Genomic DNA, 23548 nt, shown 5'->3' on the forward strand with positions numbered 1-23548 from the left:
GTCCGGTATGAGAATGCACGTCGACACGTGGGATCCCGGCTACGGGACCTCCCTCTCCGGCGACGACCGGGCCCCCAGCAAGACCGAGGTCGAGACCGACCTGGAGATGTCGGACTGGCGACCGGTCACCCCCGGCACCGTCGCCGAGGCCCGGCTGATCCGGCTGGTCGACGGGGTCCGGCGGATCGACGCCCGGGTCTGGCTCGACTCCGGCGAACCGGGCCCGCCGAGCCTGGGCGTCGCCGCCTCCTACGCCGCCGGGGTCGTCACCTGCGACCTCGCCGCCGGCAGCGCCACCCTGGACGCCCCGCTGGTCGAGCGCGCCCTGTTCACCGCCGAACGGGTCGCCGCGATGCCGGTGCGCGGCGCCACGTACATCTCCGTGCCGGTCGGCAGCGACGACCCCGCCAAGCTGGACGCCGGGATCCAGTCCAAGCTGCGCGAGCTGGAGATCAGGGTCGCCCAGCAGGCCGGGGACGACCACGACCTCCTGATCGTGGACGGGCCGTTGCAGGGCCGGTCCACGCTGCCCCGGGTGCTGGGGTACATCAAGACGCACCGGGCGCAGTACCTGCCGCCGTCGCACACGTCCGTCGTCAACGTGCTGGACTCCGGGCAGCGCACGCCCATCTTCCGGCTGGGCAGCCCCTTCCCCCGGCTCAGCTGGTACGTGCAGCTCCCCGGCGGGGACGGCGCGCCCTGGGCCGGGGTGGTGCGGGTCGAGTGCCCGGCGGAACTGTCGCTGGCCGAGGCCGTGGCGCTCGCCGACCTGTCGGCCGTGACCCTGCCCCGCCTGGCGTCCAGCCCCTACAAGGACCCGCGCGCCCCGCAGAACCTGCTGCCGATCGGCGGCCTGGAACGCCGGCTCCGGGCGCTGCTCGGCGACGCGCGACTCCTGCACCGTTCGCTGCGACTCGCCGTGGTCTGAACAAGTCTTGGTTCGTACCCGTCACCTCCTGGATATGTTCTCGTTTTCCAATTTGGGAGGTCATATTCATGTACGCCTTTGTGCATCACGACAATCACGGTCACTTCCTCGACGTCCGGACGGACGGCCGCCGGTGGCAGGTGCCCCTCGACGCCGCCGAGTCCGACTGCCTGGCCCAGGTGCTCACCGGGGTGTACCCGCCGCCGCCCGGCGACCTGGCGGACCTGCGGCGACTCGTCCTCGACGTGACGGGCCGCGACCCGCTGCGCTGATACCGTTGCCCGGATGTCCACGGGGAACAGAAGTGTCGCGGTCCTGCTCGCCCTGACGGCGGCGCTCGCCGGCTGTACCGGCCCGACCGGGCGGTGGGACGAGCCGAAACCGGGCGGGGCCCTCGCGTGGACCCCGTGCAAGGGCCTGCGGGTCCCCGCGAACACCGCCCTGGACTGCGCCACCCTCACCGTCCCGCAGGACTGGGCGCAGCCGGCCGGCGCGACCCTGGACCTGGCGCTGCTCCGGGCCCGGCGCACCGGCCAGCGGGACCGGATCGGCTCGCTCGTCCTGAACCCGGGCGGGCCGGGCTCCTCGGGTGTGGACTACGCGGCGTACTTCGCCTCGGCCGCCCCCGTCGAGCTGCTCCGCCGGTTCGACGTGATCGGGTTCGACCCGCGCGGCGTCGGCCGGTCCACCCCGGTCGAGTGCGTGTCCGACGCCGACAAGGACGCCGCGACCGCCGCCGAGCCCGACCCGGTGAGCGACGCGGCGTTCGCCGAGGTGGCCGCGCAGTTCCGCAAGATCGGCGAGACGTGCGGGGCGAAATACGGAAACGCCCTCAAGGTGTACTCGACGCGGCAGACCGCCCAGGACATCGAGGCGATCCGGGTGGCCGTGGGCGACGAGAAGCTCAGCTACCTGGGCTACTCGTACGGCACGCTGCTCGGCGCGGTCTACGCGCACCAGTACCCGGGGAAGGTCCGGGCCGCCGTGCTCGACGGGGCCGTGGACCCCGACAAGGACGCGGTCGCCTCCGCCGAGGGCCAGGCCGCCGGCTTCGAGCGCGCGTTCACGAACTTCGCCGCCTGGTGCCGGACGGCGGGCTCGACCTGCCCGGTCGGGCCGGACGCCCGGGCCACAGTGGACCGGGTCCTCGCCGCCGCGCGCCGGGAACCGGCCGCGCGCGGCAACCGGAAGGCCACCGCCGGCTGGGTGTTCCTGGCCATCGTCGGCTCCCTGTACCAGCGCGGCGACTGGCCCGAACTGGCCCGCGCCCTGGCCGACGTGCGCGGCGGGAACCCCGACCGGGTGTTCGCGATCGCCGACGGGTACTACGGCCGCGACGCCAAGGGGCGCTACTCCAACCTCCTGGACGCCAACACCGCCGTGAACTGCGCGGACTCCGCGAAGGACCCGACCGCCGATCAGGTCCGGGCGTTGCAGGGCCAGTGGCGCGCGAAGTACCCGCTGTTCGGCGCGAACCTCGCCATCGGGCTGCTGAGCTGCGTCTACTGGCCGGGCGGGCGCGACCCGTACGCCGCCGGGGCCGCCACCGGCTCGCCGCCGCTGCTCGTGGTGGGCACCCGGGGCGACCCCGCGACGCCGTACGAGCAGACGCCCACGCTCGCGGGGCTGCTCGGGACCGGGCGGGTGCTGACCTGGGACGGGGAGGGGCACACGGCGTACCCGGAGACCCGGTGCGTGACCGAGGCCGTCAACCGGTACCTGATCGAGCTGGTGGCCCCGGCCCCGGACACGGTATGCCCCGCCACCTGATCCTGCGGTTGCCGGCCGGGTCGGGGCATGTGCTGTGGTCGGGGCGGGACTTCCTCGGCGGCCCCGAGAGGGTGTACCTGTTCCCCACGGCCGAGGCCCTGGTCGCGCACGTGGGCGGGACCGTGCCGTCCAGCCCGGACCCGTCCGGGGACGGCCCTGTGGCCGGTGCGGAGGTGCGGCCCGACGACGGCGCGCACCCGGCGGAGGCGCCGGCCGGTCACCCGGCGTCGGAGGGGACCCCGGCCGGCCGCCCTTCTCCGGAGGAGGACCGGGACACGGCACCCGTACCCGTCGTCGAGGTCTTCGATCTGTTCGGGATCGGCCGGATCCTCGCCGCGTCCCTGCCCACCGAGGCCCGCCCGCAGTTCCTGAACCCGGCCGGCGGGTGGGAGCCGCTGCCCGCCGACAGCACCGGCGCGGTGGCCCCGGAGGCGCTGGACGCGGCGGTGACGATGCTCGGCGCGCTGTTCGCCAGCCGGGGCCGGCCCCTCGCCCTGCTGGCCGCGCCCCGGGTGCTGGCCGCGACGAGCCTGGTCACGGAGGCCGCCGAACGGGCCGGGCGGCTCGATGCCGGGGTGCTCGGCGCGGTGGCCGCCCCGCACCGGTACCGGGCGGTGTCCTGGTGGTGGCAGGTCCTGGAGGCCACCGAACGGATCATGGACCGTAGGAATCCCACCTCCAGCTAAACCGTACAAGCGTACTGCTAAGCTGGCGAAGTGATATCCGATCTTGAGATCCGCCACGCCCGCCTCGATGACCTGCCAGCCATCGTCGCCATGTTGACTGATGATCCCTTGGGCTCTGCCCGCGAGGCCGCCCCCGACAGTGACTCGTATGTCATCGCGTTCCGGGACATCGACACGGACCCGTTCCAGTACCTCATGGTGGCGGACCTCCACGGCGCGGTGATCGGAACATTGCAGCTCACCATCATCCCGGGTCTGAGTCGAGGCGGAATGCGTCGCGGCCTCATTGAGGCAGTCCGGATTCGCGCCGACATGCGCAACTCCGGCCTTGGTCGCCAACTCGTCGGATGGGCCATTGACCAGGCCCGTGCGTCAGGCTGCGGCCTTGTCCAGCTCACGACCGACCGAAGCCGAATGGACGTCCATCGGTTCTACGAGTCGCTGGGCTTCACCGACAGCCATCTCGGCATGAAGCTAGCCCTCACGCGCTGATCAAGGCCGCAAGATCACTGGCATCGGTACTGCGACGCTCGGGCGCGGGCAGGGCCGCCAGAACATCTGCGGCCAACCCGGTGACAGCCAAATTGCGTTGCTGAGGGGACAGAGCCTGAAGCACGTTTGTGGCGTGCCGAACCGCTTCGGTCGGCTCCCCTGACGCCACCAGTGCCCGAGCCTCGTACAACTCAACCTGAGCAACCCAGCGGGCCGATTTCTTGGACATCGCCGCACTCACGGCGTCCCGCGAGTCGGCGGCCTTGCGATCACCGGTGTAGCTGTACACGTAGGCGGCGATCATCGGCAATCGGGTAGCGACGCCGAATGGCGAATCGGGTGGGCCAGGATCAATCTGGTCGGCTATCTCATACGCCGCCTCCAACGCCGCATTCGCCTTCCGAGCCTGCCCCAGGTAGGCGTACGCGCGTGCTCGCGCGCCGAGGGTCTCCACGAGACCGACGCACCGGATGGGCGGTCCGGCAAGAGCGGCCTCGGTCAGGAGCAGAACCTCAGCGGCGCTTCCCCCGCCGTACTGCCGACTGAAGGCTTGCCGTCCCGAAACCCAAGCGTCCAGCACAAGATCGCCACTCCTGCGAGCCGCTGCGTGCGCCGTTCGATACCAGCGGGAAGCTGGCAGCTGCTGACCGGTGTTGGTGAGAGTCATCGCGTGCAGGGTGGATAGCTGAGCGGCAGCCCGAAGGGCTTCAAGATCTCCGGGCGCCTCCTTGATGCGCTCTCGGAGCACCACCAGGTCAGCGAGAAGGCGCGGGCCAAGCTCACGCTCCGGGGTGGCCGTGAACGTCCGGCCGTGTTCCGCCGCCACCTCGCTCCAGTCGGGGGCACCTTCGATCGCCTCGAAGATGCTCGCTCTCATAGCTTCGGCGAGTTCAGGTGCGGTGACTCCGACAGGAGCCAGGGTTACTAGCCAGTGGAGAAGCACGCGACGGTACAAGTCGTCCTCCACCTCCTGCACGGCAGCCAACCTCGACAGTAGATCACCCACGCCGAGGACGCTTTCATAGCCCTCGATGACGTCGGCCGGGACCGGCTTGTTGCCGTTCTCGATATTGCTCAGATATCCGCGCGACCGGTAGAGGCGCTCCGTCATCTGGGTCAGCGACAGGCCGGCGGCGTCCCTCGCTTGCTTGAGGATCGCGCCCATTGGTGCGTCGAAATCGTTCATGGCTCCGACTGGATACAGGGGGGATACGGCCACCTACTTCAACGATCGTGGCCGAAGGGTGACGCTGTGTCCAGAGCGTCCCCCGCTGGTTGGGTAGGCAGGCCAGTTCCGCACCTGTCGACAGCCGCATGGTCATCAGCAAAGGCACCAGCGGGGGACTGCTCACCACATCCCCATGAGGTGAGGCGCGTATCCATGACTACTGCGGTAGAGATCAAAAACAAGGCTGAGGCAGAGAAGATCATCGAGACCCATGTCGAGAGCCCGATAGGCACCTGCGTGCAGTGCATGAGAGTCGAAAACCTGGCCGTATACGTGCCGTGCTATTACCGCATCGCGGCTGCGAGGTTCATCGCCAAGTCGGGAAGCACGCCAGTATGAGCCGTACTCCGGAATGCATCCACCCGGCGTGCAAGCGGTCGGGACTGTCGTGGGCAAGGTACACGAAGGAGCAGTGCGACCAGTTCCCCGAGCTGGCCATGGTCAAGCTCAGGCGCGTTCCGTGCGCCACCTACCGAGGCATGTTCCACACGATGCCCCGACTTGCCGTCCGGACGACGGAGCAAACCCCGGTCCAACCATTGCCAGGGAGGAACGCGTCGTGAGTTCGCTACCCACGGAAAGGGTGACCCTTGTTCGCCAATGGCTTTGGTGAGTGGAGATTCGATCTCGACGACGTTCGCGAAGAGATCGCACTCCGGGGGTTCGTGAATCTCCGCTCGGCTCCGTCGGCGTATGCACTGACGGAGGTCGCAGCCTCCGTCGGGCTGGTCACCGGCGCTAGCTCGATCGGCGTGGTGACCCTAGAGGGTGAAGGGTCACCGACCTGGTTGCCTCGGCATACCGAGAGCCTGACCTACCCGGAGACCGAGCTGCTGCAATGCTTCGCGTTGGGCTGTCTGCTCCCCTCGCCGGAAGGTGGGGCAACGTGCCTCTACGATAGCCGCCAGGCTGCGAAGGCTCTGGTCGCGGAACTCCCGGATCTGCTCGGGGTGTCCATGCGCTACTGGAGCACGATCTACCGGAACCAAGAGGCCACGCATCCACTGATCTGGGATGACCCCGACTATGGCCGGGTCCTGCGGTACCGGTCGCAGGTCCACACCAACACGGTGCTCAACCTCCCGCAAGGGATGACCGAGCAACAGTTCTACCAGGCTGCCGAGCGAGCCCTTGATGGTTCACTAGTCCTGGTTCACGTCTGGCGTCCGGGTGACCTTCTGCTGGTGAACAACAGGTTCATGATCCATACGCGTCAGCCGTATGTTGGCAAGAGAACAATGCTCCGCCTCCGTTACGATGACCCGCATTTCCGCACTGTCGAGCTGCATCGAGAGAAGGCGGCATGAAGCGAGGCATCCCGGTACCCCTGCTCCGGCTAGCGAGCCAGCTACGCCAGATCTACTGGAAGACCTTCAAGCCGAAGAAGTTCGGCGTGAAGGTGCTCATCCTGCACCCGGACGACCCGGGACTGTTCCTGCTCGTGCAGCACTCGTACGGCGATCGGAGCCTGTGGGGTCTCCCCGGCGGGGGCTACAAGCCGCGCCATGAATCCCCCGAGCAGGCGGCCCGCAGGGAGTGCCGGGAGGAGCTCGGCCTAGAGCTCGGCCCAGCCGTCACGGTGGTCACCGAGCACCTGACGACCCAGGAAGGCAAGCACGACCACCTCACCATCCTGCGCGGACGGGCCACGACCGCGGAACTGAACGTCAACCAGGAAATAGCCGCCACGCGGTGGATGCCTTTGGACGTGTCCGCGCTACCTGCGGACTGGCGTGTCTCCCAATGGGCTACAGCTGCGATCGTCGCCGTCACCTAGCTGGATGTGGGTTGCCTAAGGTGCCTGCGTCGGGTGACGAAGCTGCACGAACCGTTAATCAAGGCAACTCGCTCGACAGCTCGCCGGAACCTGAAGCGGCGCGAGGGCAGTTGTCAGTCTGTCTCGCGTAGGCGGAGATAGTGAGGAACCAGGACAGTAACGAGCGCGTGCAATTCGGCTCGCGCTCTTTCCTTCATCTCGCCTGAGAGCATCTCGTTTGATTGCTCACTGGCATTCTTGAACTCGGCGGCAATCGACTGAAGAAATGGCCTCGCGTTACCTATGAACCTGCTTCTCTCATGCTCATCCGTCGAATTGAATCCATCGTTGGCGTTGTTGATCAATGAGGCCGCCCGATTGACCAGCTCAGCGAGTTCGATCGCCGGAAAGGACGGCGCCGCATACTCGGCCAGCAACAGAACGCCAAACCCTTGCTCAAGGTACTCGAATCTCATGGCTCCCCCTCTGTCCACCCTTCATTCTCCTCCATGACTCTGAGTTTGCGGATCTTCTTCAGGTACCCGATGAGCTGTGGCGCGTGGCCAGCGGCGATCCTCCCGAAACGAGCCAACATCAGCCCGAGAGCCATGACGGCCGCATCCCCGATGCATGCGAACATGTGGCCACCTGGATGAGAATGCTTTGGCGGACGGGCGAGAAAATGGAGCCAACTGTTTCGTCGATACGACCCAGCAAATCGGCGCTCGCAGGCTTAGCGCGCACCGCACGGGAAGCGGCGCAACCGGCTGATCGTGCTGGACGACGACGGGGAGGTGGTCGGCTGCGCGCAGCTGACGTTCATCCCCGGGATCAGCCGGCAGGGCGCGGAGCGGGCGCTGATCGAGGCGGTCCGGATCCGGGCCGACCGACGGGGCGGGGGCCTGGGCCGGCGGCTGTTCGGGTGGCTGATCGAGACGTCCCGGGAACACGGCTGCGCGTTGGTCCAGCTGACCACGGACAAGTCGCGGACCGACGCGCAGCGGTTCTACACGGACCTCGGGTTCGTGGCCAGCCACGAGGGCATGAAGCTCACCCTGCCGGCGGGACCGGCCGCGTCCGTGTAGTGCACTGCCCGACCGCGGTCAGCAGGCCGTGAAGTAGACGGTCCGGTAGCCGGCGGTCGAGCCCCAGGAGCCGGCGGAACCGCAGCCCGCGTTCCACGTCTGACCGATGAGCTGCGTCTTGGCCGCGTCCGAGAAGTAGGCGTAGACGACCATGAAGGGGCCCTCGGGGAAGGCCTGGGCGGGGAGGGCGGTGGCCGTGAGCCCCGCGACGACGAGTGCGCTGACGAGCATCGCGCGACGGATCATGTCTGAGTCCTCTCTGGACGGTGGGTGCCGCCATCGTCGCGCCCCACACGACCCAGGTCAATGACCAACCTCAATATCCGTCGGGTACGGGCCGGTATCGTCTCCGACATGACATCTACCTTCGTGCTCGGCGGAGAGCACACGGTCAACCGGCTCGCGTTCGGGGCCATGCAGATCACCGGCACCGGCGTCTGGGGCCCGCCGGCCGACCACGACGAGGCCATCCGGGTCCTGCGCCGCGCCGTGGACCTCGGGGTCAACCTGATCGACACGGCCGACTCGTACGGGCCCGCCGTGTCGGAGGAGCTGATCGCCGAGGCGCTGTACCCGTACCCGGAGAACCTGGTCATCGCGACCAAGGGCGGCTTCAACCGGCCCGGCCCCGGGCGCTGGGTGATGGACGGCCACGACCTGCGGGCCAAGGTCGAGGACAGCCTCCGCCGCCTGAGGCTGGAGCGGATCGACCTCTACCAGCTGCACCGGGTCGACCCCACCCGGCCGGCCGAGGAGCAGTTCGGGGAGCTGGCCGAACTGCGCCGGGAGGGCAAGATCGGGCACGTGGGGCTGTCCGAGGTGACGGTCGAGGTGATCGAGCAGGCCCGCGAGTACGTGCCGGTGGTGAGCGTGCAGAACATGTACAACCTGGTCGAACGCGACTGGGAGCCCGTGGTCGACCACTGCGAGAAGCACGGGATCGCGTTCTTCCCGTGGTACCCGATCGCGACCGGCGACCTGGCCCGCCCCGGGGGCCCGCTGGAGGAGATCGCGCGGAACCACGGCGCGACGCCGGTGCAGTTGGCGCTGGCGTGGCTGCTGCGCCGGTCGCCGGTGATGCTGCCGATCCCGGGGACGTCGAAGGTGGCGCACCTGGAGGAGAACATGGGGGCCCGGGCTGTCGAGCTGACCGACGAGGAGTTCGCGGCGATCTCGGCCCTGACCCGCTGATCCGGGGCGCGGGGCCGTCCGGCGGCCCCGCGCCCGGCCGCCCCGGAGCGTTAGCAGTACAGGCCGAGGTCGGTCGGCTTCGGGGTGGCCGTCCGGGCGTCCAGCGGGCGGCGGCCCTCGGTCGCCCAGCCCTCGCGGACCCAGTACTCGTAGCCGCCGATCATCTCCTTCACCGGGCGGCCGAGCGCCGCGATCCGCATCGCCGCCTTGGTGGAGCCGTTGCAGGCGGGGCCCCAGCAGTAGGTGACCAGGAGTTTGTCCGCCGGGAGTTCCGCCAGCCACGCGGCGGTGATGCCGCTCTCGGGGATGTTGACCGCGCCCGGGACGTGCGACTTCGTGTAGGCACCCTTGGCGCGGGTGTCGAGCAGGAGGAAGTCGTCGTGGCCGGCCTCCCGGGCGTGGGCGACGTCGGCCGGGTCGACCTCGAAGGAGAGCCTGCCGGCGAAGTGGGCGTGGGCGGCGGCCGGGTCGGCGGCGGGGATCTCTGTGATCACGGAGGCCCGGGTCGCGGCCGGGGCGGCGGGGAGCCGCGCGGCCGGGGAGGCGGGGGCCAGGGGCTCGACCTGGGTGGGAGCGGCGGACGCGGTGGCCCGAAAGGTTGTCATGGGATCAGTCTGCCGAGGTGGGGTCGGCGGAAATAGTGGCGCTGGCGACGGGTACCGCTAAGATTCCGCCATGATGATCTCGAAGCCGCACCGCGTCGCGGTCCTGGTCTACGACGGCATGACGCCGTTCGAGTTCGGCGTCGTCGTGGAGGTGTTCGGGCTGCCCCGCCCGGAGCTGGACGTCCCCTGGTACACCCTCGACGTGTGCGCCGAGACCCCCGGCGTGCCGCTGCGCGCGGTCGGCGGGTTCGGCATCGTCGCCGACCACGGGCTCGACGTCCTGACCAGCGCGGACACCGTGATCATCCCGGGGGTGGCCTCGGTGCACGGCGACCCGTCCCCCGCCCTGGTGACCGCGCTGCGGTCCGTGCGCGGGCGGCTGGTGTCGATCTGCTCCGGGGCGTTCGCGCTGGCCGGTGCGGGGCTGCTGGACGGCAGGAGAGCGACGACCCATTGGCGATACGCCGACCTCCTCGCCCGCCGTTATCCCCTCGTGTCCGTCGATCCCGACGTGCTCTACGTGGACGAGGGCGACGTGATCACCGGCGCGGGCAGCGCGGCCGGCCTGGACGTGTGCCTGCACCTGGTGCGCGCCGACCACGGGGCCCGGATCGCGAACACCGTCGCCCGGCGCCTCGTCATCCCGCCGCACCGGGACGGCGGGCAGGCCCAGTTCATCGAGGCGGCCGTGGCGGAGCCGGAGGTCGGGGACCCGATCGCGGACTCGATGGCGTGGGCGCTGGAGCGGCTCGGTACCCCTCTGACGCTCTCCGATCTCGCCCGGTCCGCGCACCTGGCCCCCCGGACGTACCAGCGCAGGTTCACGGCGCGGGTCGGGGTGCCGCCCATCCGGTGGCTGATCGGGCAGCGGATCGCGGCGAGCCTGCCGATGCTGGAGTCCCCGGAACTGCCGGTGGAGGAGATCGCGACGGCGGTGGGGTTCGACTCGGCGGTGACGTACCGGCACCACTTCGCCAAGGCGCTGCGGACGTCGCCTTCGGGGTACCGGAAGGCGTTCCGGGCCTGAGCGCGCGGTCGCCACCGGAAGCCCGGGCCCGGGGCTGCGCAGTCCCGGGCAGGGGCGGGGCCCCGTGACCGGCGCGGCGGCTACTCCGCCCGCACCCAGGCCCGCCGCGTCTCCCACAGGTTGCGCAGCGCGAAGACCTTCTGCTCGAACTCGGGGTCCCGGGCGCACCCCACCCCGTCATAGGGCGCGCGGAGCCGCCACACGGCCCCCGAATCCCAGTACACGACGGGCACGGTCGCCCCGCGCCGGCGCTCGGCCCGGATGTCCGCGATCCGCGCCCACGGCACGTGCAACCGGCGCGGCCCGGTCGTCGACCGCAGCCCCTCCTCGTCGGCCACCACCCCCAGCGACCGGTGCAGCACCAGGCCGGCCGCGAGCGCCGTGCCCGCCGCCGCCGAGGCCAGGACCAGCAGCCAGCCGGGCGCGCCGAGCAGGACCAGGATCGCGAAGCCGGCCCCGCACAGAGCGGTCCGGAACGCCGTGCGGCACAGGGTCTGCTTCCAACCGGGCCGATAGCTCACCAACACGTAAGGATTAACGATCGGGGATCGCATACGGTTGGTGTCATGACCGAGCACAGCGAACTGCCCACGACCGAGGCCGAGTGGCGCGAGCGCCTGACCCCCGCGGAGTACCGGGTGCTCCGCGAGGCCGGCACCGAGGCGCCGTGGGTCGGGGAGTACACGGACACCAAGACCATCGGGGTGTACCGGTGCCGCGCGTGCGGCACGGAGCTCTTCAGCAGCGACACGAAGTTCGACAGCCACTGCGGCTGGCCGTCGTACTTCTCCCCCCTCGCCGAGGACCGGGTGAAGCTGATCGAGGACACCACCCTGGGCATGAAGCGGGTCGAGGTGCGCTGCGCCCACTGCGACTCGCACCTGGGGCACGTGTTCGAGGGCGAGGGCTACCCGACGCCGACCGACCAGCGCTACTGCATCAACTCCATCAGCCTGACGCTGGAGCCCGCCGGGGACTAGCCTGGTCCCGTGGCCTTCGCGACCGTCGAGGAGTACATCGACTCGTTCCCCGGGGACGTGCGGGGCATCCTGCGGGAGATCCGGCGGCGGATCCGGCTGCTGGTGCCCGACGCCGACGAGAAGATCAGCTACCAGATCCCGGCGTTCACCCTGGACGGCACCTACCTGGTGTACTACGCCGGCTGGAAGCACCACGTCAGCCTCTACCCGGTCACCACGGTCGACGCCGACCTCGAACGCGACCTCGCCCCGTACCGGTCCGCCAAGGCCACGGTGCGGTTCCCGCTCGGCGCACCGGTGCCGTACGACCTGATCGAGCGCGTGGTGACCTACCTGGTCCGGCAGCGGGCCCGGTAGTCCGCCGGGCGCGGCACCGGACCCGGGTGGTCCGCTACACCCGGCGACGGGCCGCGAAGCCGGCGTCCTGGCGGTGGTACCAGTCGATGTCCTGGTCGCCCTCCAGCCAGCACCACAGCACCGGCACGCCGTCGCGTTCGCCCGGGAAGTCCAGCAGCAGCGGGGCGAAGCCCTTGACCTGCGCTCCCTGGGCGGCGACGTGCTCGACCGCCGCGAACAGGCGCGCCTCCAGGCTCTTGGCCTCGGCCAGGCCGCCGAGGGGACTCACCCCGTCGGTGGCGAGGTCGACCTGGAGTTCCGCGAAGTCGGCACGCAGGGCGATCAGGGCATCGAGCCGGGGACGCAGCCGGGCCAGGACCGCGCGCGCCTCGTCGAGGGTGACCGGACCCGGGTCGGGCGCCGGACCCGGGGACGGGTCGAGGAGCCCGTCGTGGTGGGGCGCGCCGGAATCCGGCTCCGACGACCCGTCCCCGGTCGGAGACGGGTCGGAGGGCTGGTCGGGGTCCGGGGTGGTGGGGTCGGTCACGGCATTTCCACGGTCTCCGCGCGGGCGATCTCCGCGAGCGACGCGACCAGGTACCCGGCCAGGGGCCTGTCCTCGGCGGCGACCAGGTCGGCGATCAGCAGGGTGGCGTGCCGGGCGACCGCCAGCGGGGTGGGCGCGGCGACCTCGTCCTCCTCGGGGTGCACACCGAACGCGCTGGTCACCAGGACCACCAGGACGGAGGCGTCGAGTTCGGGGAACCAGTCGATCGTGGACCGGACGCAGCGGGCGAGCCCGGCCTGCACGTCGTCGCCGGTGAGGCCCTCGGCGTGCTGGTCCTCGAGGAGGGTGCGGACAACCGCGCCGAGTACCAGTCGGATCTGTTCGGGATTGAACTCCGCCAGCCGGCCGGTCGCCTCGCCGAACGCTTCGGGATCGCCGGCCCGGGCCGCGTCGACCGCCTCGGTCGTGGTGGTGGCGATCGCGCGGGCCCGAGGGGGCAGGTGCTGCCAGGGCTTGTCCATCCGCCCAGGATCGCACGCGGCACCGACACCGCGCGTGATCGGTCGGACGGGTGGCGGGGCCGCACTACCGTGGCCCCATGAAGCCGATCGTGCTCCTGGCCTGCTGCGGCGTCGGCGTGCTCGTCCTCGTCGGGGTCGTCGTGGCGGTCGTGTTCCTGGCGCAGGCGTCCGCGAAGGCCGAGCGGGCCCGGCGGGAGGGCCTGCGGCAGTGGGCCGTGGCCAACGGGTGGACGTTCGCGCCGGCCCCGGCCACGGACTGGACCCCGAGGCTGCCGGGGCGCAACCGGCGCGGGGTGTCGTTGGCGCTGTTCGGGCGGTTCGGGGCCCGGCCGACCGCCGTCGGGGAGTACTCGTACACGGAGACCACCGGCAGCGGGGACAACACGTCCACCACCACGCACCGGTACGTGGTGGTGACCCTGATGCTGGACCAGGAGTTCCCGGCGGTGTCGGTGCAGCGGCGCGGCGTCGTCTCGCAGCTGGGGCGGCAGTTGTTCGGGGACCGGGGCGCGGCCACCGGGCACGGGCAGTTCGACGCGTTGTTCCAGGTGGTGGCGGAGGATCCGGGGTCCGCGCTCCGGCTCGTCGGGCCGGCCCTGATCCACGCGCACCTGTCCGGGACGGTGCCGGTGTGGAGCCTGCGGGGGCGGGAGCTGCTGATGTGGGAGCAGGGGCGGATCGACGTGGCCCGGGTGCCGGGGATGGCGGCGCCGCTGGCCCGGGTGGCGGACCTGCTCGGGCGGTAGGCGACGCGGACCGTCCGGTTGCCCGCGTCAGCCGCGCGGCCAGGTCAGCCGGTCGCACCCCTGCCCGCGTCAGCCGCGCGGCTGAGCCAGCCGGTCACGGCTCCGGAGCCGCAGCCCAGGGCCGGAACCGACCTCCCCGGCCCATTCCCCCCAACACCTACCGAACACCCATCTTCCCCGACACGTCCACCGTGACCAGGAACCCATCCCTCTGACCTGGGCGCATAGCGTAGACTGGATCGTGGTCCGCCCGGTTCTGCCGCGGACCGATTCTCATGTCGCCCACCACGCGCCGCGACCTACGAGGTCTGCGCCGGGCAGGACGACCCTTCGACGTTCGGAGTTCTCATGGCGGCTAGCCGCCCCATCACCACCTCTACCGACGCCACCTTCAGCGAGCTCGGCGTGCCCGCGCCGCTGGTCAAGGTGCTCGAGGACAACGGCATCCTGTCGCCGTTCCCCATCCAGGTCGCGACGCTGCCCGACTCCCTCGCCGGGCGCGACGTGCTCGGCCGGGGCCGGACCGGCTCCGGGAAGACGTACGCGTTCGCGCTGCCCCTGATGGCCCGCCTGGCCGCCAGTGGCACCCCGCGCCGCGCCGGCCGTCCCCGCGCGATGATCCTGGCCCCGACCCGCGAGCTGGCCACCCAGATCGACGCCACGCTGGCCCCGCTGGCGAAGGCGATGGGCCTGCGTACCCTCACCGTCTTCGGCGGCGTCGGCGCCGGCCCGCAGATCAAGGCACTCAAGGCCGGGGTCGACATCCTCGTCGCCTGCCCGGGCCGGCTCGCCGACCACCTGCAGACCGGCAACGTGCACCTCGACGCGGTCGAGATCACGATCCTGGACGAGGCCGACCACATGGCCGAGCTGGGCTTCCTGCCGGTCGTCCGCCGGCTGATGGACGCCACCCCCCGGGTGGGTCAGCGGCTGCTGTTCTCCGCGACCCTCGACGGCGGGATCGACGTCCTGGTCAAGCGGTTCCTCAGCAACCCGATCACGCACAGTGTCGACTCGGCCCAGTCGCCGGTCGTCGACATGGCGCACCACGTGCTGCACATCCGCAAGGAGGAGCGGCTGCCGATCCTCGCGGACCTGACCGCCGCCCCGGGCCGCACGATGGTGTTCACCCGGACGAAGCGCGGGGCGAAGACCCTGACCCGCCAGCTCAACGCGGCGGGCGTGCCGGCCGTGGAGCTGCACGGAAACCTGGGCCAGAACGCCCGGACCCGCAGCCTCGCGGCGTTCTCCGACGGTTCGGCGAAGACCCTGGTGGCCACGGACATCGCGGCGCGCGGCATCCACGTGGACGACGTGACCCTGGTGATCCACGCGGACCCGCCGGTCGAGCACAAGGCGTACCTGCACCGTTCGGGGCGCACCGCCCGGGCCGGCAACTCCGGCACCGTGATCACCCTGATGACGAACGAGCAGGTCAGCGACGTCCGTGACCTGACCCGCAAGGCCGGCATCTCGCCGACCACCACGAAGCTGAGCCCCGGGCACCCGCTGCTGCAGGAGCTGGCCCCGGGCGAGCGCGTCTTCGTCGCGCCGTCCGAGGCGGCCGTGGGCGTCGCGATGTCGTTGGAGGCCGCGCGGGCCGGTGGCACGCTCGGCGGTTCGGCCGGCGGCTCCGGCCGTGGCCGGCGTTCCGGCGGCTCCGGTCGCGGGGACGGTTCCGGCCGGGCGGGGGCTGCCGCTGGCGGCTCCGGTCGCGGCGCGGCGTCGGGCGGCTCCGGTCGCGGCGAGGGTTCCGGCCGGGCGGCTTCCGCCGGGCGGGGTCGCGGCGGCTCGGGCCAGGGCGGTTCCGCGCAGGGCCAGGCGGGTTCGGGCCGGTCGGCCGGTGCCGGTCGGGCCGAGGGCGCGGGTCGTTCCGACGGTGCCGGGCGCGCCGCCGGTTCCGGTCGGGGCCGGGCCTCGGGCGGGGCGGGCGGCAGTGTGCCGTCGCCGCGTCGGGGCGGTTCCTCGGCGGGCGCTTCCCCGGCCCGCAACGGCGGGATCGTGGCGTTCTCGACGCAGTCCCGCGCGGGCGGCCGTCGCAGCGGCAGCTGACATTCTCCGACAGAGCCCCCGGCACGGTCACCGACCTGCCGGGGGCTCTTTCACACCTGAAGATCCTTCGACGGCTACGGTGGGCCCCGACCCGGTCTCCGTCGGCCGGCCCGCCCGCCCCGCCAACCCCGGCCACCCTCACCGGGCGGCCTCGGCCCCCGGGGACGCGCGCCCTCGGCGACACCCGGGACACCGACGGCCCCGACCAGGGCTGCGCCCGCTGGTCCACTGCCCTACGCGGGAGCCGGAAGCCGCACTCCGGGCCGACGCGGTGGCCTCGCGCCCCGTACGGCGGCGGTGGGCTGGTCAGCGGCCGCCGGAGACGCGGAGGACCGTGCCCGTCGTGTACGAGGCGTCCGGGCCCAGGAGCCACGCGATGGCCGCCGCGATCTCCTCCGGCTGCCCGGACCTGCCCAGCGGGGTGCCCGCGCCGATCCGGTCGGGCCGGCCCGGGTCGCCCATCGTCGCGTGCATGTCCGTGTAGACCGTGCCGGGAGCCACGGCGTTGACCCGCAGGCCGGCGGGGCCCAACTCCTTGGCGAGCCCGACGGTCATCGCGTCGACGGCGGCCTTGGTGGCGGCGTAGTGCACGTACTCCCCCGGGCTGCCCAGGGTCGCCGCCGCCGAGGACACGTTCACGATCGCGCCGCCGGCCGCCATGGTCCGGGCCGCGTGCCGGCAGCACAGCAGGTAGCCGACGACGTTGACGTCCACGACCCGGCGCAGGTTCTCGGTGGTCTGGTCGGCGAGCGGGCCGAGCGGACCGGTGACGCCCGCGTTGTTGACCAGCCCGGTGACCGGCCCGAACTCGGCGGCGGCCCCGAACAGCCGGGCCACGTACCCCTCGTCGACGGTGTCCCCGGCGACCGCGACGCACCGGCCGCCCTCGGCCCGGACCTCCGCCACCAGCGCGGACGCCGCCTCCTTGTCCGCGTGGTAGCCGACCACCACGGCATGCCCCCCGGCCGCGAGCCGGCGCACGGTGGCCGCCCCGATCCCCCGGCTGCCGCCGGTCACCACAGTCACGAGTTCCGTCATGTCCCGACCGTACCGGGAAGTAGGAATCGGCTACACGAACGTCACAGCGGAACAGCACAGCCGTAACGGATGGTGACCAGGCTGTGGCGCATGAAGACTCTGTCGAAGGACCTGATCGAGCTCGCCGCCCTGTTCACGGCCGTCGCCGTGGCCGAGTTGTTCGCCGGGGCCCTCGGACACGGCCAGGGCGGCCCGTGGATCCTCGTCGGCCTGGCCGCCGCACTGGTCCTGTGCTCCGGCGCGCACCGCTGGTGGGCGCACCGGCACGTCCGCGCGCCCCGGACCCCGGCCGCGACCGGGGACACCTTGTGGCGGATCCGGACCACCGTCGCCGACTCCCCGGGGCGGCTCGCGGCGCTGTGCACGGGACTGGCCGAGTTGGACGTCAACATCCTCACCATCCAGGTGCATCCGTTGGGGGACAAGGTGATCGACGAGTTCCTGGTCGTGGCGCCGGGGGCGGTGACCGGGCCGGTGCTGGTGGGGATGGTCGCGGCGCGCGGGGGGATGGGGACGCATGTGGAGCCGGCGTTGGCGGGGTTGTTCGAGGCGCCGGGGATTCGGGAGTTGCCTGCGGTGTAGGGGCGTGGCGGGCCGCTTGCGGCCCGCGTCCGGGCGGGGCCGAACGGAATGGACGCGCCGGGGGCGGGCCGGGGGCGGGGGTGCTGGCGGTTCGCGTCGGGAATGCCCGGGCTCGGGGTAGATCGACCGGGGCGGCCGGAATCGGGGTGCGGGGTGGGAGGCGGCCGCCTAGCCTGGCCGGATGGATCCGGTGGAACTCGCGCGGGGCTGGGGCGTGCGCGCCCGGTCGGTCCGGCGGCCCGAACAGGGCACCAACAACGCCGTGTGGACCCTGGACGACACGTACGTGCTGCGGGTCTACCGCAATCTCGGCCTCGACCGGGTGCTCGCCGAACACCGGCTGCTCGCGGCGCTGGGCCCGGCGGGGCTGTCCTTCCGGGTGCCCACCCCGGTCGGGCCGGTCCGGGAGACGGCGGACGGGCCGGCGGCGCTGTTCGAGTACCTGCCGGGGACGGCCGGGCGGCGCGGCGCCGACGGGGAGGCGCTCGGGGCCGCGCTCGGGGAGCTGGACGCCGCCCTGGGCACGCTGGACCCCGGGCTGGCCCCGACGGACTGGCGGGTGTCGTTGGACGAGGTGCACCCGGCCGTGCCCGGACTCGACGTGCTCCTCGGGGACCTGCGGGCCGCCTGCGGGCCGCATCCTGGGCTGGACAGGATGGACCGATGCGCGCGGGAGACGGACGCGGCGTACCGGAAAATGCTCGTGGATCTTCCGGTGTCGATCTGTCATCTGGACTTCGCGCCCGGCAACGCGCTGCTCGACGGGGGCCGGGTCACGGCCGTGCTGGACTTCGAGATCGCCGGCCTGGACCTGCGGGTCAACGACCTGGCCGCCGGGCTGGCGCAGAGCACGGACACGGCGGAGGAGGTTGCGGCGTTCCTGCGCGGCTACCGGTCCCGGGTCGACCTCACCGACGCCGAGCTCGCGGCGGTCCCGCTGCTGGCCGACCTGCGGGCCATGAGCAGCCTGGTCTGGCGGGCCGGCCGCTGGCGCACCGGTTTGTCCACCCTGGACGAGGTTGTCGAACGGTTGGACGAAATCGCTTTGCGACGGGAGTTCGCGGTCGCCTAGGCTCTGCGACCATGGCAAAGCTGAACCAGATCATCGCCGTCGAGAAGGGCGTCAAGAGCAAGTCCTTCCACGAACTCACCGAGGCGCACCACGCTGTGCAGAAGCCGGCCCTGCTGTCCGGCATCTCCCGCAGCTACCAGCCGAAGGATGAGGAGGGCGAGCAGCTGCCGCCGGAGTCCACGAAGGTCCAGACCCGGGCCGAGGACGTGCTCCGCCAGGTCGGCGTCGGGCTCACCAAGCTGTTCGACGTGACCGCCTCGAAGGACGCCACGAACTGCGTGGCCCGCGCCGACGTCGTCGTCGACGAGCGGGTGCTGCTGTCCGACGTGCCGGTGACGTACCTGCTGTTCCTGGAGAAGCAGCTCACCGACCTGCACACGTTCGTCAAGAAGCTGCCGGTGCTCGACGCCGCCGAGTCCTGGGTGTTCAACGACTCGGCCGACTGCTGGTCCACCGAGCCGGTCCGCACCATCCGGACGAAGAAGGTGCCCCGCAACCACGTGAAGGCCGAGGCCACCGAGAAGCACCCGGCGCAGGTCGAGGTCTACTACGAGGACATCGCCATCGGGTACTGGACCACGGTCAAGTTCTCCGGCGCCCTGCCCGCCAAGCGGGTCGCCGAACTCCTGGAGCGGGTCGAGAAGCTCCAGCAGGCGGTCAAGTTCGCCCGCGAGGAGGCCAACAACACCGAGGTGACCGACCGCGCCACGGGCGACAAGGTTTTCGGCTACCTGTTCCGGTAGTCGAAGGAAGACGTCTCCGGGGAGCCGGGGACGCGCGGAAGCGCACACTGAAACTGAGACGTTCAGACTGATGGGGCTAGGTACAGGTGGGGGTTCGAATCCTCCCTCCCGCACTCGCGCGGGAGTGGCCCAAACTGGCAGAGGCAGCCGTCCCGCAAACTCAGACTCTCGCTCCAGCTTCAGCATTCGCCGCCGAACACCAGATCGACCGGGTACGGACGATTCGACGTCGAGATGCGGGTTCAACTCCCGCTGTCCCCGCTTCGTGGGGACATGGTCCAACGGTAGGACGCGAGTCTGTAACGACTGATCCGTTCCCTTAAAAGTGCTGGTGTCAGCAATTGGGCGGCAACGAGAGGCCCGGGGGTTGGCTACACCCCCGGGCTTCACCAACTACCCCTATGATCTTGCCGGTGACCGACCTTCCCCCCGTGAGTACGGACCCCGCGGCGACCCGACCCGAACTCGCGGCGCTCCGTGCGGCCGTGCGGAGCCACGACTGGCCGGCCGTGTCGGCGTTCCTCGGCGGACTCGACGACCCCGACGACCACAGCTTCGTGGTGCGGTTCGTCGGCGAGATCGGCGGCAGCGAGGACTTCCTCCGGACGGTCGTCGGACAGGCCCCCGGGGCGACCCTCCCGATGACCCTGCTCGCGGCCCGCCTGATCGAACTGGGGTGGGAGGCCCGCTCCGGCTACGGGGCGGAGCACGTCTCCCAGGTCCAGTTCCGCGCCTTCCACGAGTACCTGCGCCAGGCCGAGCGGCTCCTGATCGAGGTGACCGCCCGCGAACCGGCCGACACCAGCGCCTGGACCATGCGTCTCCTGACGACCCGGGGCCTGGAACTGGGCCAGTCCGAGGCGCGGCGGCGCTACGACCACGCCGCCCGGCACGCCCCGCACAGCTTCGGCACCCAGGCCCAGATCCTGCAACAGCTCTGCCCCAAGTGGGGCGGGACCTGGGAGGACGCCCACGCCTTCGCCCGGGAGTGCGCGCTCGCCGCACCGGAGGGCTCCCTGAGCGGGGCGCTCGTGGCCACCTGGCACCTGGAACGCTGGCTGTCCATGGACCGGGCCGAGGCCAACAGGTACATCGTCCAGGCGCACGTCCGCGCCGAGGTGGCCGAGGCCGCCGCGCGGTCCGTGGACCACCCGGCGTTCCGGCGCGCGGGCTACCGGGCCGCGTACGCGCTGAACACGTTCGCGATGGCGACGGCCCTGCACGGGGACCAGACCGCCGCCGCCCGCTACTTCCACATGATCGGGGCCGAGGCCACCGCACTGCCCTGGAGCTACCACGGCAACGACAACGTGACCAGTTTCCTGTGGTTCCGCAAGAACGCTCGGGCGAAGGGCTGATCCGATGATCCACGAGACCGAGGTCGACGGGGTACCGACCCTCCTCGCCCCGATCAGCGGCCCCATGCAGGCCGGGTTGTTCTTCCGGGTCGGCACCGCCGACGAGACCCTGGCCAGGTCGGGCGTCACCCACCTGGTCGAGCACCTGGCCCTGCACCGGCACGGCCAGACCGACTACCACTTCAACGGCACGACCGGCGGGGTCGTCACCCATTTCCACATGCAGGGCTCCGAGTCCGACATCGTGGCCTACCTGACCGGCGTGTGCGAGTCGCTGACCGACCTGCCCGTCGAGCGGCTGGAGACGGAGAAGGAGATCCTGCGCACCGAGGCCGCCGGGCGCAACCGCGCCGTGAACGAGTCGATGGGCCTGTGGCGGTACGGGGCCCGCGACCACGGCCTGCGGAGCTACCAGGAGCTGGGCCTGCCCGCGCTCGGCGCCGACGACGTGCGCGCGTGGGCCGACGCGTGGTTCACCCGGGACAACGCGGTCCTGTGGATCACCGGGAACGCCGTACCGGCGGGGCTGAAGCTCCGGCTGCGCGAGGGCGTCCGGCGCCCCGTACCCGTCGCGTCCTCGGCCCTGCCCGCCACCCCCGCCTACTTCGCGGGCCCCGACAACGTGGTCGTGTTCGACACCGTCGTGGAGCGTTCCGCGGCGGCCTCCGTGTACGCCGGCGTGCTCGACCGCGAACTGTTCCGCAGCCTGCGCCAGGAGGGCGGCTACTCCTACACGGCGGGCGCGGCCTACGACCCGCGCGGGGACGGCCACGCGGTCGTCACGGCGGTGGCCGACGCGCTGCCGGAGAAGCGGGGCGCCATGCTCGGCGGCTTCCTCGACGTGCTGTGGAAGCTCCGGGTCGGCCGGATCGAGGCCGAGGACCTGGCAGCGACCCGGACCAAGGCGGAGGAGTACTTCCAGCTCCCGGAACTCGACGCGGCCCGGCTCCCGACGTACGCGATGAACCTGGTCACCGGGCAGCCCAACCACACCGTGGACGAGCTGCTCGCCGAACTGCGGGCGGTCACCCCCGCCGACGTGCACGCCGTCGCCGAACGCGCCATGGACGCCGGCCTGCTGATGGTCCCGCACGGGCACGGCGCGGACGGGGCCGGGTTCGTGGCGGCGCCGACGCACTCGACCGGGAAGGTCTCCGGGAGGTCCCACCGGTCGCTGGTGGAGACGTCCGAGACCCTGGTCGTCGGCGGGGCGGGCGTGAGCCTGGTCCGGGAGCAGCCCTCGACGGTCCGCTACGACGAGTGCGCCGCGCTCCTGGTCTACCCCGACGGCGCCCGCCACCTGTTCGGGCACGACGGCATCTCGGTCCGGATCGAGCCGACCCTGTTCACGCTGGCACCGGGTGCCCTGGCCCCGATCGACGCCGCGGTGCCGGCTTCCGCCGTCGTCCCGATGCCGGCCAGGCCCGCCGGGAACATCCCCATCCCGCCGGACCGGCCGAGGGAAACGGTCCGGACCGTCCCGCGCGCGGTGCCGTACTGGGAGACACTGCTGCTCGTCGGGCTGATCCTGGTCACCCTCACGCTGGGCGCCCTCACGCTGGGCGCGCTCGTGTCAACCCTGGAGGGTGAGCCCGGGGCGGCGGGCTGGGTATCCACGAGCCTCGTCGGGGTACTGACCCTCGGCGCGTTCGCCGGCTGCGTGTTCCTCTACCGGCGGCGCTAGGCGCGCGGTGCCCGGCCCGACCGGCCGGGCACCCGGGACCTACAGGACGATCGGCGTCTTCTTCGCGTCGAACCAGTAGTTGTCTTTCCACTCGTTGCCGTTGCCGGCCTCGTAGGAGACCACCGGGCCGAACCGCCCGCACTTGGGGAACTCCCCCGTGCCGGTCCGGGCGAAGGCGTTGCGGAAGAACTTGGTGTTCAGGGCCAGCGGGAAGGGTTTGCTCTTCAGGCTGCCGGCATAGACGCAGTACCCGCCGCCGCTGAAGTAGTTGTCCTCGACGGTGACGTTGGCGACCTGTTCGAAGTTGCCGTACAGCGACAGGGCCGCCGAGCAGCCGCTCACCGAGCACTCGACCCGGTTGTGCCGCAGGACCATGCCCGAGCCGCCGTGGAAGCCGATCCCGGACAGGTGCCGGCCCTCGGAGGAGCCGCCCTCGATCACGGTGTTGATGTAGGAGTCCTCGATCACCGTGTTGGAGCGGGGGTGCGCGCCGCTGAACGCGTTGTGCAGGTAGCAGCGGCGGCAGGTGAAGCCGGTCCAGCCCAGGATGATGACCTTCAGGTCGCCCTGGCCGTCGATCTCCACGTCCTCGATGAGGATGTTCTTGTACGTGCCCTCGAGGTCCGTCTTCACCCCGCAGCCCACGGCCTTGATCCGGGACTTGCGGATGGTCACGTTGCTGGTCTTGATCACGATGCAGCCGACGACCTCGACGCCCTCGATCACCGTGCCGGGCTTGGTGACCGTGATGCTGCCGGACGCCTTGAGCTTGGTGCCCTTGGGCACGCCCGTGTTGGCCTCGGACGGCCAGTAGCCCAGGCCGTCGGGCTTGACGGCCGGGCCGCTGGGCGAGGCCTTGGCGGACGGCGAGGGCGAGGCGGTGGCCATCGCGCCGGTGTCCCCCGGGTCCTCGGTGTCGGGACCCGGGGTGGTCGAGCCCTCGGTGATCGGGAAGCTGACGGGCTTCTCGGTGCCCGTCACGTACACCACCACCCCGGCCATGACGCCGACCGCCGTGACGACGGCCAGGGCGATCAGGCCGATCCGAAGGAACCGGTTCTTCCGCGCATGGTGCGGGATCTCCGGGGTTTCCGGGTCGATGGGCTGGTCTTCCATGGTGCGTGGCTCCTCAGGTGACCCCGATGTGGACGCGTCTCCGC

At 71.4% G+C, this 23548-nt stretch carries 26 protein-coding genes, 1 tRNA gene and 2 pseudogenes; 20 read left to right on the forward strand and 9 right to left on the reverse strand.

Going from position 1 to position 23548, the window contains the following annotated elements:
- Nucleotides 1–7: 7 nt before the first annotated feature.
- From AB0M43_RS18710 to AB0M43_RS18730, 5 genes are all read left to right on the forward strand, one after another.
- The gene (locus tag AB0M43_RS18710; RefSeq protein WP_363726224.1) at nucleotides 8–928 is read left to right on the forward strand and encodes a DNA double-strand break repair nuclease NurA; all 921 of its coding nucleotides are present in this window, start codon (nucleotides 8–10) and stop codon (nucleotides 926–928) included.
- A gap of 80 nt (nucleotides 929–1008) precedes the next feature.
- Nucleotides 1009–1200 carry a hypothetical protein gene (locus tag AB0M43_RS18715; protein WP_363726226.1) on the forward strand — a complete coding sequence of 64 codons (192 nt, stop codon included), beginning with the start codon at nucleotides 1009–1011 and terminating at the stop codon, nucleotides 1198–1200.
- Nucleotides 1201–1213: 13 nt separating this feature from the next.
- A complete protein-coding gene (locus AB0M43_RS18720) occupies nucleotides 1214–2698 on the forward strand; it encodes an alpha/beta hydrolase (RefSeq protein WP_363726228.1) in 1485 nt (494 codons plus the stop codon).
- The gene (locus AB0M43_RS18725; RefSeq protein ID WP_363726230.1) at nucleotides 2683–3384 is read left to right on the forward strand and encodes a hypothetical protein; all 702 of its coding nucleotides are present in this window, start codon (nucleotides 2683–2685) and stop codon (nucleotides 3382–3384) included. Before AB0M43_RS18720 ends, AB0M43_RS18725 begins: the two co-directional genes overlap by 16 nt.
- Before the next feature lie 33 nt (nucleotides 3385–3417).
- Complete coding sequence (locus tag AB0M43_RS18730) at nucleotides 3418–3876, forward strand: GNAT family N-acetyltransferase (RefSeq protein WP_363726978.1); 459 nt, start codon at nucleotides 3418–3420, stop codon at nucleotides 3874–3876.
- Here AB0M43_RS18730 and AB0M43_RS18735 read toward each other — a convergent pair.
- Nucleotides 3866–5062, reverse strand: a complete 1197-nt coding sequence (locus AB0M43_RS18735) for a helix-turn-helix transcriptional regulator (RefSeq protein ID WP_363726232.1) — start codon at nucleotides 5060–5062, stop codon at nucleotides 3866–3868. The two genes, AB0M43_RS18730 and AB0M43_RS18735, sit on opposite strands and share 11 nt — an antisense overlap.
- 632 nt (nucleotides 5063–5694) lie before the next feature.
- Between AB0M43_RS18735 and AB0M43_RS18740 the strand changes: the two genes are divergently transcribed.
- Both AB0M43_RS18740 and AB0M43_RS18745 read left to right on the forward strand, forming a co-directional pair.
- Nucleotides 5695–6411 carry a TauD/TfdA family dioxygenase gene (locus AB0M43_RS18740; protein ID WP_363726234.1) on the forward strand — a complete coding sequence of 239 codons (717 nt, stop codon included), beginning with the start codon at nucleotides 5695–5697 and terminating at the stop codon, nucleotides 6409–6411.
- Nucleotides 6408–6881, forward strand: a complete 474-nt coding sequence (locus tag AB0M43_RS18745; RefSeq protein WP_363726236.1) for an NUDIX domain-containing protein — start codon at nucleotides 6408–6410, stop codon at nucleotides 6879–6881. The genes AB0M43_RS18740 and AB0M43_RS18745 overlap by 4 nt, the downstream gene beginning before the upstream one ends.
- A 113-nt stretch (nucleotides 6882–6994) precedes the next feature.
- On the opposite strand, the gene AB0M43_RS18750 is transcribed toward AB0M43_RS18745, so the two are convergent.
- On the reverse strand, nucleotides 6995–7336 hold the full coding sequence (locus AB0M43_RS18750) for a hypothetical protein (protein WP_363726238.1): 342 nt from the start codon (nucleotides 7334–7336) through the stop codon (nucleotides 6995–6997).
- Nucleotides 7337–7618: 282 nt separating this feature from the next.
- Between AB0M43_RS18750 and AB0M43_RS18755 the strand changes: the two are divergent.
- Nucleotides 7619–7945, forward strand: a pseudogene (locus tag AB0M43_RS18755) (GNAT family N-acetyltransferase); the annotation flags it as partial.
- Nucleotides 7946–7963: 18 nt separating this feature from the next.
- Here the strand turns inward: AB0M43_RS18755 and AB0M43_RS18760 are convergent.
- Entirely contained in the window at nucleotides 7964–8191 is a 228-nt protein-coding gene (locus tag AB0M43_RS18760) for a DUF6289 family protein (RefSeq protein WP_363726240.1), read from the reverse strand.
- A 108-nt stretch (nucleotides 8192–8299) separates the two neighbouring features.
- On the opposite strand from AB0M43_RS18760, the gene AB0M43_RS18765 reads away from it, so the two are divergent.
- On the forward strand, nucleotides 8300–9136 hold the full coding sequence (locus tag AB0M43_RS18765) for an aldo/keto reductase (protein WP_363726242.1): 837 nt from the start codon (nucleotides 8300–8302) through the stop codon (nucleotides 9134–9136).
- A 50-nt stretch (nucleotides 9137–9186) separates the two neighbouring features.
- Here the strand turns inward: AB0M43_RS18765 and AB0M43_RS18770 are convergent, their stop codons facing one another.
- Nucleotides 9187–9741, reverse strand: a complete 555-nt coding sequence (locus tag AB0M43_RS18770; protein WP_363726244.1) for a rhodanese-like domain-containing protein — start codon at nucleotides 9739–9741, stop codon at nucleotides 9187–9189.
- Between the two features lie 70 nt (nucleotides 9742–9811).
- On the opposite strand from AB0M43_RS18770, the gene AB0M43_RS18775 reads away from it, so the two are divergent.
- Nucleotides 9812–10768: a helix-turn-helix domain-containing protein gene (locus tag AB0M43_RS18775; RefSeq protein WP_363726245.1), complete on the forward strand. Its 957-nt coding sequence runs from the start codon at nucleotides 9812–9814 to the stop codon at nucleotides 10766–10768.
- Nucleotides 10769–10848: 80 nt separating this feature from the next.
- Here AB0M43_RS18775 and AB0M43_RS18780 read toward each other — a convergent pair whose 3' ends face one another.
- The gene (locus tag AB0M43_RS18780) at nucleotides 10849–11295 is read right to left on the reverse strand and encodes a hypothetical protein (protein WP_363726247.1); all 447 of its coding nucleotides are present in this window, start codon (nucleotides 11293–11295) and stop codon (nucleotides 10849–10851) included.
- A gap of 39 nt (nucleotides 11296–11334) precedes the next feature.
- Between AB0M43_RS18780 and msrB the strand changes: the two genes are divergently transcribed.
- Both msrB and AB0M43_RS18790 read left to right on the forward strand, forming a co-directional pair.
- A complete protein-coding gene (gene msrB / locus AB0M43_RS18785; protein ID WP_363726249.1) occupies nucleotides 11335–11748 on the forward strand; it encodes a peptide-methionine (R)-S-oxide reductase MsrB in 414 nt (137 codons plus the stop codon).
- Nucleotides 11749–11757: 9 nt separating this feature from the next.
- Entirely contained in the window at nucleotides 11758–12105 is a 348-nt protein-coding gene (locus tag AB0M43_RS18790; protein ID WP_363726251.1) for a DUF1801 domain-containing protein, read from the forward strand.
- Nucleotides 12106–12139: 34 nt separating this feature from the next.
- Here AB0M43_RS18790 and AB0M43_RS18795 read toward each other — a convergent pair whose 3' ends face one another.
- On the reverse strand, nucleotides 12140–12631 hold the full coding sequence (locus AB0M43_RS18795) for a DUF2203 family protein (protein ID WP_363726253.1): 492 nt from the start codon (nucleotides 12629–12631) through the stop codon (nucleotides 12140–12142).
- Entirely contained in the window at nucleotides 12628–13113 is a 486-nt protein-coding gene (locus AB0M43_RS18800) for a hypothetical protein (RefSeq protein WP_363726255.1), read from the reverse strand. Before AB0M43_RS18800 ends, AB0M43_RS18795 begins: the two co-directional genes overlap by 4 nt.
- 77 nt (nucleotides 13114–13190) lie before the next feature.
- On the opposite strand from AB0M43_RS18800, the gene AB0M43_RS18805 reads away from it, so the two are divergent.
- Nucleotides 13191–13859: a hypothetical protein gene (locus tag AB0M43_RS18805; RefSeq protein ID WP_363726257.1), complete on the forward strand. Its 669-nt coding sequence runs from the start codon at nucleotides 13191–13193 to the stop codon at nucleotides 13857–13859.
- 348 nt (nucleotides 13860–14207) lie between these two features.
- Nucleotides 14208–15398: pseudogene (locus tag AB0M43_RS18810) on the forward strand (DEAD/DEAH box helicase); the annotation flags it as partial.
- An 819-nt stretch (nucleotides 15399–16217) separates the two neighbouring features.
- Here the strand turns inward: AB0M43_RS18810 and AB0M43_RS18815 are convergent.
- Entirely contained in the window at nucleotides 16218–16949 is a 732-nt protein-coding gene (locus tag AB0M43_RS18815; protein WP_363726259.1) for an SDR family oxidoreductase, read from the reverse strand.
- A 90-nt stretch (nucleotides 16950–17039) separates the two neighbouring features.
- On the opposite strand from AB0M43_RS18815, the gene AB0M43_RS18820 reads away from it, so the two are divergent.
- From AB0M43_RS18820 to AB0M43_RS18845, 6 genes are all read left to right on the forward strand, one after another.
- Nucleotides 17040–17531 (forward strand): ACT domain-containing protein, encoded by a 492-nt coding sequence (locus tag AB0M43_RS18820; protein ID WP_363726261.1) that lies wholly within the window; start codon nucleotides 17040–17042, stop codon nucleotides 17529–17531.
- Between the two features lie 181 nt (nucleotides 17532–17712).
- On the forward strand, nucleotides 17713–18603 hold the full coding sequence (locus tag AB0M43_RS18825; protein WP_363726262.1) for a phosphotransferase: 891 nt from the start codon (nucleotides 17713–17715) through the stop codon (nucleotides 18601–18603).
- 11 nt (nucleotides 18604–18614) lie between these two features.
- On the forward strand, nucleotides 18615–19346 hold the full coding sequence (locus tag AB0M43_RS18830) for a hypothetical protein (protein WP_363726267.1): 732 nt from the start codon (nucleotides 18615–18617) through the stop codon (nucleotides 19344–19346).
- Between the two features lie 120 nt (nucleotides 19347–19466).
- Nucleotides 19467–19607, forward strand: a tRNA-OTHER gene (locus tag AB0M43_RS18835).
- Between the two features lie 152 nt (nucleotides 19608–19759).
- Nucleotides 19760–20704, forward strand: coding sequence for a hypothetical protein (locus AB0M43_RS18840; RefSeq protein WP_363726269.1), 945 nt, complete (start codon nucleotides 19760–19762; stop codon nucleotides 20702–20704).
- 4 nt (nucleotides 20705–20708) lie between these two features.
- Nucleotides 20709–22388, forward strand: a complete 1680-nt coding sequence (locus AB0M43_RS18845) for an insulinase family protein (RefSeq protein WP_363726271.1) — start codon at nucleotides 20709–20711, stop codon at nucleotides 22386–22388.
- A 39-nt stretch (nucleotides 22389–22427) separates the two neighbouring features.
- Here AB0M43_RS18845 and AB0M43_RS18850 read toward each other — a convergent pair whose 3' ends face one another.
- On the reverse strand, nucleotides 22428–23504 hold the full coding sequence (locus AB0M43_RS18850) for a right-handed parallel beta-helix repeat-containing protein (protein ID WP_363726273.1): 1077 nt from the start codon (nucleotides 23502–23504) through the stop codon (nucleotides 22428–22430).
- Nucleotides 23505–23548 lie beyond the last annotated feature (44 nt).

This window comes from Longispora sp. NPDC051575 (assembly GCF_040681875.1).
Taxonomy (GTDB): domain Bacteria; phylum Actinomycetota; class Actinomycetes; order Mycobacteriales; family Micromonosporaceae; genus Longispora.